The 15,925-nt window shown below is 30.1% G+C and carries 14 protein-coding genes; all 14 read left to right on the plus strand.

Annotated elements, in window-relative coordinates:
* Positions 1-27 precede the first annotated feature (27 nt).
* The 14 genes from ABF633_RS12580 to ABF633_RS12645 all read left to right on the plus strand — a co-directional run bounded on the left by ABF633_RS12580 (position 28) and on the right by ABF633_RS12645 (position 15,719).
* Positions 28-822 (plus strand): ABC transporter permease, encoded by a 795-nt coding sequence (locus ABF633_RS12580; protein ID WP_415524170.1) that lies wholly within the window; start codon positions 28-30, stop codon positions 820-822.
* 14 nt (positions 823-836) lie between these two features.
* The gene (locus ABF633_RS12585; protein ID WP_415524171.1) at positions 837-1,622 is read left to right on the plus strand and encodes an ABC transporter ATP-binding protein; all 786 of its coding nucleotides are present in this window, start codon (positions 837-839) and stop codon (positions 1,620-1,622) included.
* Between the two features lie 103 nt (positions 1,623-1,725).
* Complete coding sequence (locus tag ABF633_RS12590; RefSeq protein ID WP_415524172.1) at positions 1,726-2,925, plus strand: threonine synthase; 1,200 nt, start codon at positions 1,726-1,728, stop codon at positions 2,923-2,925.
* Between the two features lie 262 nt (positions 2,926-3,187).
* Positions 3,188-4,198: an ABC transporter substrate-binding protein gene (locus ABF633_RS12595; RefSeq protein WP_415524173.1), complete on the plus strand. Its 1,011-nt coding sequence runs from the start codon at positions 3,188-3,190 to the stop codon at positions 4,196-4,198.
* A gap of 201 nt (positions 4,199-4,399) precedes the next feature.
* Positions 4,400-5,683: a DUF362 domain-containing protein gene (locus ABF633_RS12600; protein WP_415524174.1), complete on the plus strand. Its 1,284-nt coding sequence runs from the start codon at positions 4,400-4,402 to the stop codon at positions 5,681-5,683.
* A gap of 15 nt (positions 5,684-5,698) precedes the next feature.
* Positions 5,699-6,784: an Ldh family oxidoreductase gene (locus tag ABF633_RS12605; protein WP_415524175.1), complete on the plus strand. Its 1,086-nt coding sequence runs from the start codon at positions 5,699-5,701 to the stop codon at positions 6,782-6,784.
* A gap of 428 nt (positions 6,785-7,212) precedes the next feature.
* Positions 7,213-8,070 (plus strand): AraC family ligand binding domain-containing protein, encoded by an 858-nt coding sequence (locus ABF633_RS12610; protein ID WP_415524176.1) that lies wholly within the window; start codon positions 7,213-7,215, stop codon positions 8,068-8,070.
* Complete coding sequence (locus ABF633_RS12615) at positions 8,067-8,990, plus strand: DMT family transporter (RefSeq protein ID WP_415524177.1); 924 nt, start codon at positions 8,067-8,069, stop codon at positions 8,988-8,990. The genes ABF633_RS12610 and ABF633_RS12615 overlap by 4 nt, the downstream gene beginning before the upstream one ends.
* 95 nt (positions 8,991-9,085) lie before the next feature.
* Complete coding sequence (locus tag ABF633_RS12620) at positions 9,086-9,898, plus strand: alpha/beta fold hydrolase (protein ID WP_415524178.1); 813 nt, start codon at positions 9,086-9,088, stop codon at positions 9,896-9,898.
* A gap of 289 nt (positions 9,899-10,187) precedes the next feature.
* On the plus strand, positions 10,188-11,108 hold the full coding sequence (locus ABF633_RS12625) for an aldo/keto reductase (RefSeq protein WP_415524180.1): 921 nt from the start codon (positions 10,188-10,190) through the stop codon (positions 11,106-11,108).
* 597 nt (positions 11,109-11,705) lie between these two features.
* Positions 11,706-12,449, plus strand: coding sequence for a hypothetical protein (locus tag ABF633_RS12630; RefSeq protein ID WP_415524181.1), 744 nt, complete (start codon positions 11,706-11,708; stop codon positions 12,447-12,449).
* Between the two features lie 73 nt (positions 12,450-12,522).
* A complete protein-coding gene (locus ABF633_RS12635; protein ID WP_415524182.1) occupies positions 12,523-12,888 on the plus strand; it encodes a VOC family protein in 366 nt (121 codons plus the stop codon).
* A gap of 1,064 nt (positions 12,889-13,952) precedes the next feature.
* Positions 13,953-14,999, plus strand: a complete 1,047-nt coding sequence (locus ABF633_RS12640; protein ID WP_415524183.1) for an aldolase catalytic domain-containing protein — start codon at positions 13,953-13,955, stop codon at positions 14,997-14,999.
* 78 nt (positions 15,000-15,077) lie between these two features.
* Positions 15,078-15,719 carry an HAD family hydrolase gene (locus ABF633_RS12645; protein ID WP_415524185.1) on the plus strand — a complete coding sequence of 214 codons (642 nt, stop codon included), beginning with the start codon at positions 15,078-15,080 and terminating at the stop codon, positions 15,717-15,719.
* Positions 15,720-15,925 lie beyond the last annotated feature (206 nt).

The following is a 15,925-nucleotide window of genomic DNA, read 5'->3' on the forward strand; positions in this document are numbered from 1 at the left end:
TTATCAAAATCTGAAAGGAGTATATGTATGGATTTTAAAATTATTTTACATAGGACATCTAGAGTAATTAAAAATATTCTCATAGCGTTGATTGTGCCCATAATATTATTAATAATATGGCAAGTATTAAGTGATAAAGGATTTATTAGATCATCCGTGCTTCCCTCACCCCATGTAATCTATGAAGCCTTAGTGGACATGATAAAAAGCGGAGATTTATTTAAAAATTTGTATATAAGCATATTGAGAGTCTTAAAGGGATATGTTATAGGCGCCATTCTTGGAATAGTTTTTGGTACATTAATTGGATTATTCAAAGGCATAGAGAAAGCTTTAGATCTAATTATAGGATTTTTAAGGCCGATACCGATTGTAGCTTGGGTACCTGTGCTTATACTTTGGATGGGAATAGATGAAGCATCAAAGATAACAATAATAATTATCGGAAGCTTTTGGCCAATACTTATAAATACTATTTACGGCATAAAAGGAGCAGATAAAAAATTTCTAGAGGTTTCAAAAATATTGGAAAAAAGTAAGTTGGACACACTAATAAAAATTGTTTTCCCATCTGCATTACCATCTATTTTTACAGGACTGCGTATTGGAATCGGAAGTGCATGGATGAGTGTTATTACGGCGGAAATTATTGCTGCAACTTCAGGTATAGGATATCAAATTTCCTATGCCAGGGAATTATCTCAGCCAGATGTTATGCTGGTAGGAGTTTTTTCAATAGGTATAATTGGTTTCTTAATTGATTATTTAATAAAGAAATTACAAATCTTGGTTATTAGATGGGACATAAGTAATGAAAATTAGAAGGAGGTAAAGCTATGAGTGATAAAAGTAAAAGAGCTATTGAAATAAAGAATTTAAATAAAACTTTTAAAATAGATAGTGGAGAACTTACTGTATTGAAGGATATAAATTTATCTGTTAAAGATGGAGAATTTTTAAGTATTGTAGGTTCCAGTGGATGTGGTAAAAGTACTTTACTTAGAATGATAGTAGGTCTTGATACAGATTATTCAGGAAGCATATTATCTTATGAAAATCCCATTCAGGGACCAGCAGTTGATAGAGGAATGATCTTTCAAGAATCCAGGCTTTTTCCATGGCTTACAGTTGAAAAAAATATAGCCTTTGGTATCAGCAAAAAAGTATCCAATTCAGAAAAGAAGGAACTAGTCCATGAACAACTTGAATTAGTAGGATTAAGCAATTTCGCAAGGGCTTACCCTGGTCAGTTATCTGGAGGAATGAAGCAGAGAATTAGTATTGCAAGAGCCCTTATCAATAAACCTAAGATTTTATTATTGGATGAACCCTTTGGAGCCCTAGATGCTATGACGCGAATTAATATGCAGCAGGAAATTCTAAAAATATGGGAAAAAGAAAAAACTACCATGATTCTTGTAACCCACGATATAGACGAAGCTGTATATCTTGGCAATAGAGTTGTAGTATTATCCAGCAGGCCAGGTAGAATTAAAAAAATAGTTCCTGTGGAATTATCAAGACCCCGTGATAGAAGTGGATATGATTTTACTTACATAAAAGGTGAAATATATGATGAATTTTTTACAAAAGTAGAAAATCCATTTTCATATAATATATAGAATGATTTTGCTTCAAGTTTAGTAGTTGAAAGGCAAAAAGTTCTATTTAGTTAATGTAGTTAAAGCAGATATATAAGATTATAGTGAAAGGGAGTAATTTTAAATGAGTTATTTTAGTTATTTACAGTGTTCAAAATGCGGAAAAGAGTATTCAAAGGATGAAAGACATAATTTATGCGAATGTGGTGGACCATTACTTGTAAGATATGATTTACATAAGATAAAAGAGAATGTGGACAAAGATATATTCAAATCTAGAAGCAAAGGCCTATTTAGATTTAAGGAACTTTTACCTATTGAAGATGAAAAAAACGTAGTTTCACTTGGAGAAGGAGATACACCTATATTCAAACTTGAAGCTTTAGGAGATAAAATAGGAGCAGAAAATTTATATATTAAAGATGAAGGATTAAATCCTACAGGAACTTTTAAGGCAAGGGGAGCAGCAGTTGGAGTATCAAAGGCTAAGGAACTTGGTATAAAGACAATAGCAATGCCTACAGCAGGAAATGCAGGTGGTGCTTGGTCTGCTTATTCTGCTAAAGCTGGAATTGAACTTGTGGTTGCTATGCCTCAAGATGCACCAGATTTAGCTAAAAAGGAAGCTTTCATATATGGATCAAAAACTTATCTTGTTAAAGGCTTAATATCCGATGCAGGTAAGATAATAGCTAAGGGTGTAAAAAAGCATGGCTGGTTTGATGCGGCTACACTTAAAGAGCCTTATAGAATTGAAGGTAAAAAGACTATGGGACTTGAGATTGCCGAATATTTTAATTGGGAATTTCCAGATGCTATACTTTATCCAACTGGTGGAGGCGTAGGAATAATTGGAATATGGAAGGCATTTCAGGAATTGAAGGAGCTAGGATGGATTAAAGATAAAATTCCGAAACTTATAGCAGTACAGTCTGAAGGCTGTAATCCAATAGTAAAGGCTTTTAATGAAAATTCAGAAGCTTCTGAATTCTGCAATGGTGCAAATACTATAGCAGGTGGCATACGTGTTCCTAAAGCATTAGGAGATTTTATAGTTCTTGATGCTGTTAGACAAAGTAAAGGTACAGCAATTGAAGTAAAAGATTCTGAAATTATAGAATCACTTAATCTTCTGGCTAAGACAGAAGGACTGTTTATATGCCCTGAAGGAGCAACATTAGTTGCGGCAGTAGACAAATTGATTAAAAATGGTTTTCTAAAGTCAACTGATAAAATTGTACTTTTAAATACTGGAAGTGGATTAAAGTATTCAAATTTAGTAGATGAAAAGCTGCCAGTACTTGAAATAGATGCGGATATATAAATAAAGAAAGTTTTATTAAAAATTACAAATATACTCACTAAAATCTAATTTATCCGATGACTAGCCGCTGTAACACTTCACCTTCTAAAGGTGGAGATAACACCGGCACGTCCCTGGATAATTCATCTAAACTAAGTGGGAATACAAACTCCCACTTAGTAAGATTCATTGATATTCATAATAAAAGTGATTTATAAATGATTAAGTATTTAACTTAAATTAATATTAATTAGCTTAAAAAAGAAAAAGGAGTGAATTATAATTGAAAAAAATAACGGTTCTGATCTCCATATTATTAATAAGTATATTGGTGTTCACAGCTTGTGGACAAACTAATAGCTCTACAAATTCATCAGCAGGAAATAATACTGCATCAACAAAGCCGAAAGAGATAAATATAGGCTATCAACCTGGAATAAATCATACACTTTTAATTGTTGCAAAAAACCAAGGATGGTTTGATGAAGAATTTAAAAAGGATAATATAAAAATTAATTTTCAGAGCTTTGTATCCGGACCACCAATGATGGAAGCCTTTGCTGGTGGAAGACTGGATTTTGGTCAAGTTGGTGACCAACCAGCTATTCAGGCAAGAGCAAATAATACTGACATCAAGGGTATAGGAGTTTATGCATCAGGATATAAATTGAACACTATACTTGCTGCAACTGGATCTAATATAAAATCAGCTAAGGACTTAAAAGGTAAAAAAGTTGCTGTAACAGTGGGGTCTTCTGCACATATGCTGCTTGCCAGATATTTGGAGTCAGCTGGTCTTAAACAAAGCGACATACAATTGGTTAACTTACAACCTACTGATATAAAGACTTCTTTTGCATCAAAAAATATTGATGCAGGAATTGTTTGGGAGCCTTATGCATCTTCTACTGAAGCTGAAAATACAGCTTATGCAATTGGTGATGGAACTGGTCTTAAATATGAAGTAAATTTAATTCTGGTAAATAATTCTTTTGCAAAAAATAATCCTGATATAGTGAAGAGAATTTTAAAGGTTTATGACAAAACAGAAAAATGGGTTAAGGCAAATCCAGATAAAACAGCTGATATTATTTCAAAAGAACTTAAGTTAAATAAAGAAGTTGCAGCGAAAGGTTTAGCTAAAGAAGATTTTGATATAAGATTAACAGATCAAGTTGTAAACTCACTTACATCAACTATAAAAACTTTAAGAGAAAATAATACTGTAAGAAAAGATGTAGATGTGAAAGATCTTCTAGATAAAACTTATGCAACAGATGCAGGAATAAAATAGTAGGAAATGTCCTTAGTTTATGTAAATCTAAACTAAGGATTTAATCTATCTATAATTATTATATGTAATTATCCCACAGGGAAATAGGCCATGATGATAGTGAGCTGTCTGGAGCTTTTATTGATGTAGCACAGCTACTGACTAGTTATTTACGATGCCTAAACTTAAAATATGTGGGAATTATTGAGAGAGGGTGTCATTATGGAATCCTTAGATTTAAGTAAATTCAATCAAATACAATTGCCTAAGTTTTTAAAAGTAAGACAAAATTTCAAGAAAGATAGAATTGTGGATGTGAAAAATGAAGTACAAGAAAAAGTTCATCCTCATTTACATAATTTAAAGAATAAGAGAATTGCAGTGGGGGTTGGAAGCCGTGGAATAGCCAATATAGATATAATAACCAAAACAGTTATAGATTCTTTAAAGGAAGCTGGAGCGAGGCCCTTCATAGTTCCAGCAATGGGAAGTCATGGTGGAGCAACAGAGAATGGACAAAAAGAAATTTTAGGTTCTTATGGAATTACAGAAGAGAACATGGGAGTTAATATAGATCCGTCTATGGATACAGAAATTATAGGAGAATATGAAGCTGATTTACCTGTTTATGTAGGAAAAAGCGTACTAAATGCTGATGGTATAGTAATAATTCCAAGAATAAAGTCCCACACAGGTTTTAGAGGCAGGGTAGAAAGTGGAGTTTGCAAGATGCTTTGCATTGGTCTTGGAAAGCAAAAGGGGGCAGATTCAATTCATAGTAAAGGATTTGAAAGATTCCCAGAATTAATACCCCAAATAGGTTGTATGATAGCTAGGAAGACTAGAGTATTATTTGCAGTAGCTATAGTGGAGAATGCCTATGACGAGACTTATAAAATAGAAATTATAACTAAAGATGAAATATTGAATTTAAAAAAAGAAGAGACTCTACTTAAAGAGAGTCGAGAGCTTATGGGTAAAATACTTATACCAAAGTTTGATGTACTTATAATAGATGAAATAGGTAAGAATATAAGCGGCAATGGTCAAGATCCAAACGTAACTGGATTATATTTTACTGGATGTGTCAGCGGCGGCCCGGAATTTAAAAAATGTGTAATTTTTGATATCACTAAAGAATCTCATGGAAATGCCAACGGGGTAGGCGTATCAGATATTATTACCAGGAAATTATTTAATAAAATAAATTTTATAGATATGTACACAAATTGTTTCACTAGTACATATATGGAACCGGCTAAAATACCTATGGTTGCATCAACTTCAGAGGATGCAATAAAGATTGCTGTTAAAATCTGCAATGGTGTTAAAAATGGAGAACATAAGATTGTGTGGATAAAAAACACCATGGAATTAGAAAATATTATAGTTAGTGAACCTCTTATGGAAGAAGTTAAATCAAATTCAAATTTAGATATTTTAACAAATACTGAGAATTTGAAATTCTATGAAGGTGAGCCTAAGTTTTCTTGGGGAAAATTATAGTTCTTGGAGGATGTTATGAGTTATAAAATATACAAATATGAAGGCTTAAAAAAATTATGTAATGCAGTTTTTGAAAAATTTGGATTCAATAAAAATGACAGTGAAAATATAACTGATGTTCTGCTATTATCAGATCTATTTGGAATTGAATCTCACGGAATTCAGAGATTGGCCAAATATTATAAAGAGATAAAAAGCGGACTGGTAAAAGTAAACTCAAAAATAAAAATAGTTAAGGAAACACCAATATCAGCTGTTATAGATGCAGGAGAAAGTATAGGACAGATAGTTGGCAAAAAAGCCATGAATATAGCAATAGAAAAAGCAAAAAATACAGGAATGGGAATAGTTCTAGTTAATAATTCTAATCATTATGGTATAGCAGGATACTATGCAAGAATGGCCCAGGAGCAGGGATTGCTTGGGATTTCAATGACTAATTCTCCAGCCATTACAGTACCTACCTTCGGCAAAGAGGCTATGATGGGAAGCAATCCTATTGCAATATCCATGCCGGCAAGTCCTTATCCTTTTTTGATGGATATGTCAACAAGTGTTGTTACTAGAGGGAAAATAGAAGTTTATAACAAGAGAAATGAGGAACTTCCTACAGGATGGGCAATTAATTCAGAGGGGGAAGATACATCAGATGCAAAAGAAGTTTTATATGATATAGCTAATAAAAAGGGCGGAGGAATAGTTCCATTAGGTGGATCAGAAGAAATTTCAGGTGGACATAAAGGTTATGGATTTGCTCTTACAGTAGAATTGTTTACAGCAATTTTATCTGGTGGTTTAACGGCAAACTATGTTCATACCAATGGAATTTCTGGTACATGCCATTCATTCATTGCAATTGATTATGGAATGTTTGGAGACAAAAAAATAATTGAAAAAAACTTTTCGGAGTACTTAAATGAAATTAGAGAATCTAAAAAGGCAAATGGAAAGTATAGAGTATATATCCATGGAGAGAAAGAATTTGAGGCATATGAAGATAAAATCAAAAATGGCATTCCTATAAATGATAATACCTTAGAGGAAATAGATGAAATATGTAAATATTTTAATCTGAAAATAGATGATTATATTGTTCAATAGTTTTTATTCAATCACTAGCCATTGCAAGTAAGTTTTGTGAGAAAATACAAGTTGGGATTGTATTATTAGAAATAGTAGAGTTATCAGGTGAAACCATTTCCTATTTAAAAGAATATATAAATTTGTAGAAGTTATAGAGAGGTATTTACTGAGAAGTAGATATCTTTTTACATTTGTTACAAATGTGAAGTTGTATATATTCATTCTAACTAATATTTCGCATAGCCCAATATTACATTTGAAAATCAAATTATAAAAAATATATGAAGGTATAAATTAATCTGCAAAATATAAGTAATATGAAAGATTTTTAATTATATAATCATGGTAACTGCTTCAACTGAAAAATTAAATTTAGGCAATATCATACAAGAACTAATAAATCTATTTATGGTATCCTTAGAAACAGATAGAAGGGAGGAGCATAAATGAAAAAAGAAATTCGAACTGTACGTTTTGATACAGAGCTAAATATTGAAGCCTATAATTTTAAAGGGATTATGCAAAAATTTCCTAATCATTTTCACGAATATTATGTAATTGGTTTTATTGAAAGTGGGAAACGATATTTATCATGTAAAAATAAAGAATATACAATAAAAGCAGGAGATTTGCTTTTGTTTAATCCTGGGGATAATCATACCTGTGAACAGATTGATGGTAGAACCTTGGATTACCGATGTATCAATATTAAGCCGGAAATTATGAGTAAAGTATCTTATGAAATAACAGGTAAAAAATATCTTCCTTATTTTACTCAGCAAGTTGTTTTTCATAGTGAATTAGTTTCATCTTTAGGTGAACTGCATCTTATGATAATGCAGGAAGAAAAGGATTTTAAAAAGGAAGAAATATTCTTTTTCTTGATAGAACAGTTGATTAAAGAATATACCGAACCAACTCCACCTGTAGCAATAATAGAGCCTAGCACAGAGGTAAAAGCAGTCTGCGAATTTTTAGAAAAAAATTATAGAGAAAATATCACTCTCAATAATTTGAGTGATTTGACAGGATTAAGCAAATATTATTTATTACGTTCTTTTACAAGGCAAAAGGGAATTTCGCCCTATAGTTATTTAGAGACTATTCGTATTAATGAAGCAAAAAAATTATTGGAAAAGTGTACAGCACCTATTGATGTTGCACTACAAACTGGTTTTAATGATCAAAGTCATTTTTCAAATTTTTTCAAGAAATTTATTGGATTGACACCAAAACAATATATGAATATATTTATTGAGGATGATAAGCAGCAGTATCATGGGTTTAAGGGGGGAAAAAGTTGACTGGAAATAAAATAACTAATGGACATTTATCAGCACTAATTACTATTGTGATTTGGGGAACTACCTTTATATCAACTAAAATTCTGTTAAAGGATTTTTCTCCTATTGAGATATTGTTTTTCCGTTTTACAATGGGATTTATTATGCTGTTAATTATTTATCCCCATAGACTTAAAATCATAAAGAAAAAACAGGAGTTGTATTTTGCTTTGGCAGGGTTATGTGGAGTGACTTTATATTTCCTTTTAGAAAATATTGCACTTATTTATACATTAGCATCAAATGTTGGTGTTATCATTTCTATTGCACCATTTTTTACTGCTATTTTTGCACATTTATTTTTAGATGGTGAAAAATTAAGATTTCAATTTTTTATAGGTTTTGCTTTTGCTATTATTGGTATTTTTATGATTAGCTTTAATGGTAATATGATTTTAAAATTAAATCCATTAGGAGATATATTAGCCATTTTTGCAGCTATTATATGGGCTGTATATTCTGTTGTGACAAAAAAGATAAGCAGTTTTCACTATAACACAGTCCAAACAACTCGTAGAATATTTTTTTATGGGCTTCTGTTTATGATACCTGCACTATTTATTTTTGATTTTAAATTGAATTTAAAACCCTTCGTTTATATACCTAATTTATTAAACATTTTATATCTTGGATTAGGTGCTTCTGCTCTTTGTTTTGTAACATGGAATCTGGCTGTGAAAATTTTGGGAGCAGTTAAAACCAGTATATATATTTATATGGTTCCAGTGATAACTATTATGACAGCAGCTGTTGTTCTACATGAAAAAGTCACATGGATTGCCTTAGTTGGCACATCTCTTACTTTAGCAGGCCTATTTATTTCTGAAAGTAAAATAAATTTAAAAATAGTAATACGAAAATGGTGTTCTTTGAAAAATTAATAATATGACATTTAAGAATTATTTTAATCATTCATAAATTCTTACCCATATGAATAACATATCAATATAGTTATTTAAATATTGGAGGTAGCTTGGTGGGATACTATGTTAGAGTAGAACCAAAAGTCAAAGTTTATGTAGAAGATCTTAATCCGGAAGGCAACAAGACCATTGTGTTTCTACATGGTTGGCCTGGAAGCCATAATTTATTTGAGTACCAATTTGATGAGCTTCCTAAAAGAGGATACAGATGCATTGGTATAGATCAAAGAGGCTTTGGCGAATCAGATAAACCTTTTACAGGATATGATTACAATAGATTGTCAGAGGATGTTTGGCATGTGGTTAAGGCATTAAAATTGAAAAATTTTACCTTGGCAGGACACTCAACAGGAGGGGCCATAGCAATTAGGTATATGGGTAGATTTAAAAGAGAAGGTGTATCAAAGCTTGCTCTTTTTGCAGCAGCAGCACCCAGTCTTATTAAACGCCCTAATTTTCCTTATGGTTTGAATGAGCAAACTGTAATAGATATTATTAATGGAACCTATGCTGATCGTCCTCAAATGCTCAGTGATTTTGGCAATATATTTTTCTTTCAACATATAACTGAGCCTTTTGCTACCTGGTTCCTAAATCTAGGTTTGCAGGCAGCAGGGTGGGCAACTGCTGCAGTGGCAAATACCTGGATACGTGAGGTTCTATTTTCAGATTTAGCAGCCATAAATGTTCCAACATTAATTATTCATGGAATTCATGATAAAGTTGTTCCCTTTCAATTAGGAGAAGTACAAAATCAAAGTATTAGGAATTCAAAGCTTCTACCTTTTAAATTCAGTGGTCATGGGTCATTTTATGATCAGAAGGATGAATTTAATAAGGAATTAATGAAGTTTATTGAAGAATAGAGTTTTTGTAAGGTAGGATTTATTAATAAAAGTATTGAAAGTCAATAAATTTATTTAAATGGCGTAAAACTCAGAAATGAATTTTACGCTATTAGTGTGTTAAGCGTGAAAATATAATCAATTGATAGTTTTTATATTATTAATTTCAGTGAATAAACCAGATTAATTGTTAAGATAAAATTAATAAAATAAATTAATGTAGACATTTACAATTCCTTTAGTGTAAAATGTTTACAGAGGATAAAGCTATCCAAGTAAAATATAATATCATCAAAAAGAGGTGCCTTTAATGAAGAAAATTAATATTGGGAATGGGAAAATTACTAATGCTTCTGAAATCTCTCTAGGATGTATGAGACTTACTGAACTTAGTGTCAGTGAGGCATCTAAGCTTATTGATACTGCTCTAGAAGAGGGGATTAACTTCTTTGATCATGCTGATAAATATAGTGATGGAAAATGCGAGGAACTATTTGCAGAAGCAGTTGATATGAAGCCTAGTGTAAGAGAAAAATTTATAATTCAGTCAAAGTGCGGTATTAGACCAGGATTTTTTGATTTTTCAAAGGAGCACATATTAAATGCAGTAGATGGTAGTCTAAAGAGATTAAAGACTGACTATTTAGATGTTTTGTTATTACATCGTCCTGATGCACTTGTAGAACCAGAAGAAGTTGCTGAAGCTTTTGATATACTACATAGCAGCGGCAAAGTTAAATATTTTGGTGTTAGTAATCAAAATCCTTATCAAATTGAATTGCTTAATAAGTATTTAAATCAGAAAATTATTATTAATCAGCTGCAGTTAAGTATTATGCACACTGGAATGATTGATGCTGGAATCAATGTAAACATGAAAATTGACTCATCAAATGATCGTGATGGAAGTATTTTGGACTATTGTCGTTTAAATGATATAACAATCCAACCATGGTCTCCTTTTCAATATGGATTTTTTGAGGGAGTATTCTTAGATAATGATAAATTTCCAGAATTAAATGAGACCATAAATGCAATAGCAGAAAAGAAAGATGTTCCAAATACAGCTATTGCTATTGCATGGCTTCTAAGACATCCTGCTAAAATGCAGCCAATAGTTGGTACTATGAATGTTAAACGTTTGAAAGATATTGCTAAAGCATCTAACGTAGAACTTTCAAGACCGGAATGGTATGAAATATATAGAGCAGCAGGGAATAAATTGCCATAATATATTTCAGTTAGCAGATTGAATATTATATTGTGCCTAAAAATTTGTTTTTATGTTGTAGAAATTAAATATGTATAAAAATATCGTGGAATCCATATTTGGATACTACGATATTTTTTTCTTTAAGGCATCTGAAAATAAATAAGAAGTCAAAGATGCGACGAATATTTTGAATCCAACAAGGAAACAGGTTCTGATGATAGTTGGACTATCAGAGGGTTCTGTTGACGCAGTAGGATTTAAAATAGGCTAGCATACTGACTTAGTTATTTTTTGAAGATGCCTAAGGGAGACAGTATTCAGCAAATCACTAACGTGATCAAACTCTCTATTAAAGTAATTTGAATAAAACTCCTAATGATTATAATTACAATACATTATGTAGATATATTTGCATTAATTTGCAATTGATAGTTGATAGTTAATGGGCTGTATTATAATATTAATGTATAAGTTAAGAGGGTAGTGTGCTTTATTGATGGAAATAAGTATTCTTTTATAACTGATACTGTTTTTTTAAGGCATCACAGAGCTAAAAAATAAAGTACAATATTAAAAGATAAATAATATACTTTAAGCTAAGGGAGCATTAGATTTATGTTAAAAGGTGTCCAGTTGGAAGAGCTGAAAATGGAACATTATAATGATTCTAGAACATCATATAATTTTCAGAGAGCATCATTCTTTAAATATATTGAAAAATCAGACTGCAGAGAAATACTTATGACAAACAATATGCTGCAGGTTTTGACTGGCATAGTATATCACAATGGTATTGAAAATATGCCAATAACTTTATATTTCAAAGAGGAAATGAATTTTACAGAGTTTATAAATATGCCGACAATTAGATTGTTTCCAAGTATTTTTAAAAACATTCGGACTTTTACTTATAATAACAAATTAGTTGGCATATGGGCAAGTATATTGCTGGAAGAAGCAAAATTAACCTATGAAAAATTATATAAAGAAGATAAAATAGACAATAATCTTAAGGCTATATTTAGAATTAATACTATATTGCCAAGTTTAAATGGGAAATCGTCAACGGCTTTTGAGATAGTATCAGATGAACGTTTGGATAAAATAGAGGATTTTATAAATGATAAACTTGTTATGTACTTATTGTGGGAATGCGATAGAAATAATGGATGTTTTGGAGTACCATTATCCGGTTGGAAGCTGGATGAGATAGAGAGTTCTATGGCCTTTGCAAAATTAAAAAAGTTTTTTAATAGGGTATTTATAATTGGATGTGGAGAAATGTGGCATTCAACACATCTAATTGTTAAGGAGCCCAAAATTGAGGATATTAATAGACTTTCTATTGTTTTAGATTAGCAAAATATATGTACTATATTTGACTTCCCATTTATTTTAACATGCCTAAAGTGCTGGAAAGGAAAATAAAGAAATGACTTTGGAAATGAAATTAAATTCACTGTATATTTGTGTAAAAGATATGAAAAGGGCAATAAATTTTTATGAAAGTCTTTTGGATAAGCAGATCCACGTAAAGGATGAAGTTTTCAGTATATTTCAGCTGGACAATTTTAGATTTTGCTTATTTAATAATGAAAAAGTAGAAGAAAAAGTTACTTGGGGAGATAACTGTCTGCCTAGCTTTCAGGTAAATGATATGAATATGCTAATTAAAAAAATAGAAGAATTAGAAGCTGAAATAGTTTTTCCATTAGCTCAAATTAATGATAATTGGGTTTTAGAATTTAAAGATAGCGAAGGAAATGATATCGAAGTATATTCAAAAGTGATAAGTTAATTATAATTTTTTCTCAATCTTTGTATTGACTTTGCCCAAAGGGCAGGGTTTATAAACAGTTTGTTTTAAAAATTTTAAGAAAAATAGTTGACAAGTATAAACGTTTACATTATAATAAAATCAAGAAGAAGATACAGAACTTCTTCTAAACAACCCTAACTCATTAAAAGCTTACAAAATAGTTTTTAGGTTAATAAAATTTAGATGTAAGTTTGTAGAATAGTAGTAAATTAAGCAAATAACAAATAAAATAGTGTATTATAGAAAATATATTAGCTGACTAGACACACTGGAGGCTAGATTTTATTTGAACAGAAAATTTAGTAACTTTTATCTTAAAATTATGTTCATAAGTTTTAAAAAATTATAAATGTAGATTTTAAGAAATGTTAATTGTGGATTCAATAATAGACGTTCAATAAAATCTCGGAGAAAATTTTTAAGATTGAATTTGAAAATGCAGCAATCAGCATAAAATAACTAAAAAAGGGTGATAAATATTCAAATAACAGAAGATAGCTTGGATGAGTTAAGTGTTGTTTAACTGCCAATTAGTTTATATATTATATATAGCTAATTGGCAGTTTTATTTTTTGTAAATAGAATTTTATTCGATGACTAGAAAATCTAGCACTCCAATCTTTCTTTAAATTGAAAGTAAAGTTCAATATTTCTTTAGATAGCAATTTCAATTAAGTCATAAATATCTCTAAGCATCATAGATACCAAGAATTACGTTTATAATGCAATATTATTAGATTATCAAAAAATATATAAAAAATTTACTGAATATTTAAAAAAATATATTGTATTTTCATATATAATATAATATAATAAACATACAACTTAATTAATAGTCAAAGTTGTATCTTTGATTCTGTATATTAAAATAAGAAATATACTTATTCTAAATATGTGTTTTAATTTTCAGACAAAAATTAAATGAGATAAATAGTTTTGTAAATTATTTGTTCAATTTAATGATGATAGAGACAAAAAAATGGGATTATCAATAAATTATAGATTTAAAGGGTATTAAAATAATTATATAAGAGGTGATTTTAATGAAAAATGTAAATATATTGGATTGTACACTGAGGGATGGAGGATATATAAATAATTGGTCATTCTCCGATGATACTGCTTCAAACCTTATTGATTCTTTAATAGAATCTAAAGTTGAATTCATAGAGCTTGGATATATAAGCAAAAAAAGTGATAGATGTGGAGATAGTACTATGTTTAATAGCATAGAATGTATTGAAAACATACTAACTAATAATAATGCTAAATATCTTGTTATGATGAATTTAGGAGATTTTGATGTAGATAATATGGACTATAACGATAATATCTTTGGTATAAGGCTTGCTTTTCGTAAGGAAGAGTGGAGAGAGGCTTTTCAGCAGGCCGAAAAAATAATAGAAAAGGGCTTTAAAGTTTTTATTCAGCCTATGGTGACTTTATCTTATACTGAAGAGGAACTGTTAGAAGTTATAAATGAATTCAATAAATTAGATATATATGCGTTCTATATAGTAGATAGTTTTGGATCCATGCATGATAAGGATATTTTAAGATTAGCTTCCTTAGTTGATAATAATTTAAAAGCTAGTGTTAAATTAGGATTACATGCACACAATAATCTTCAACTTGCCTTTTCAAATGCCATAACTTTACTGCAGTCAGTTAGTGACAGACAATTAATAATTGATTCATCAGTTTTAGGAATGGGAAGGGGAGCAGGAAACTTAAATACAGAGTTATTTGTAGATTATTTAGTAAGAAATTTTGATAAAGATTATAAAATACAACCTTTATTAGATATAATAGATAATTCTTTAAATAAGATTCATAGAGAAAATTATTGGGGATATTCACCTGCTCACTATATATCTGCAATTTATAATTGTCATCCAAATTATTCAACTTACTTAGCTGGCAAATCAAATCTTACGGCAAAGGATACAGAAAATATAGTTAAAAATATAGTTGATGAAAAGAAAAATAAATTTGATAAAACTTATATAGAAGATTTATATACTCAGTATATTTCAAAAAAGTGTATGGATTATGATTGCGAATTGTTAACTAGAGTGGCTCAGATATAAAAAAATTTAAAAGATAACTCTATGGTAAAATAGTATTTACTGAAGATTATATAATATTTTAATAAGGGGATGACTAATATGGTTGACTTTAATAAATATGATGTAATTATATTTGATTTCGATGGTGTCATAGTAGATTCTATGAAAGTAAGAGATAATGGATTTAGAGCTATTTTCTCTGACTTTGATACAGATGACGTAGAAAAACTGGTTAAATATAATCGAAAGAATGGTGGACTATCAAGATTTCATAAAATTAAATACTTTTATGAAGAAATATTAAAATCGAATATAGAGGATAGTTTAATAAAGAAATATGCAGAAGAATTTACAGAAATAATGAAGAGTGAGTTAATTAAGTTAGACTATCTTATTAAAGATACTGTAGAATTTATTAAGAAAAATAAAGACATAAAAAAATTATATATTGCCTCTGGGTCTGAGAATGAAGAATTAAATTATTTATGCAGGGAATTAGGTATAGACCATTGCTTTTCTGCAATTTATGGTTCGCCTAGACATAAAAATGATATAGTGAAAAGTATTATAGAGGATAATAGATATGATAATTCAAAGGTAATATTAATAGGAGATTCAATAAATGACTATGAAGCTGCTAAGGTAAATGGAATAGAATTTGCTGGTTATAATAATATTTCATTAAAAGATATTACCAACAATTATGTAGATAAGTTCTCAATGCTGATGGAGTGTAGCTAGTACCTGGCTAATTGCCTCAGCACACATAGTAGACTTAAGTTTAATTAAATATAAATACAGATTCTTAGAGCCTGTCTCGCAATGTATATCTATACATATGGAGACAGGCTTTTAACTATTCTGCTATTAAAAATAATTATTAAAATCTGATTTTTAACCTGACTAACTTGGCGTAAGTCTCCCACGCACTCTGTGAAAGTGATTCA

Source organism: Clostridium sp., from assembly GCF_047718555.1.
Classification (GTDB): Bacteria; Bacillota; Clostridia; order Clostridiales; family Clostridiaceae; genus Clostridium_I.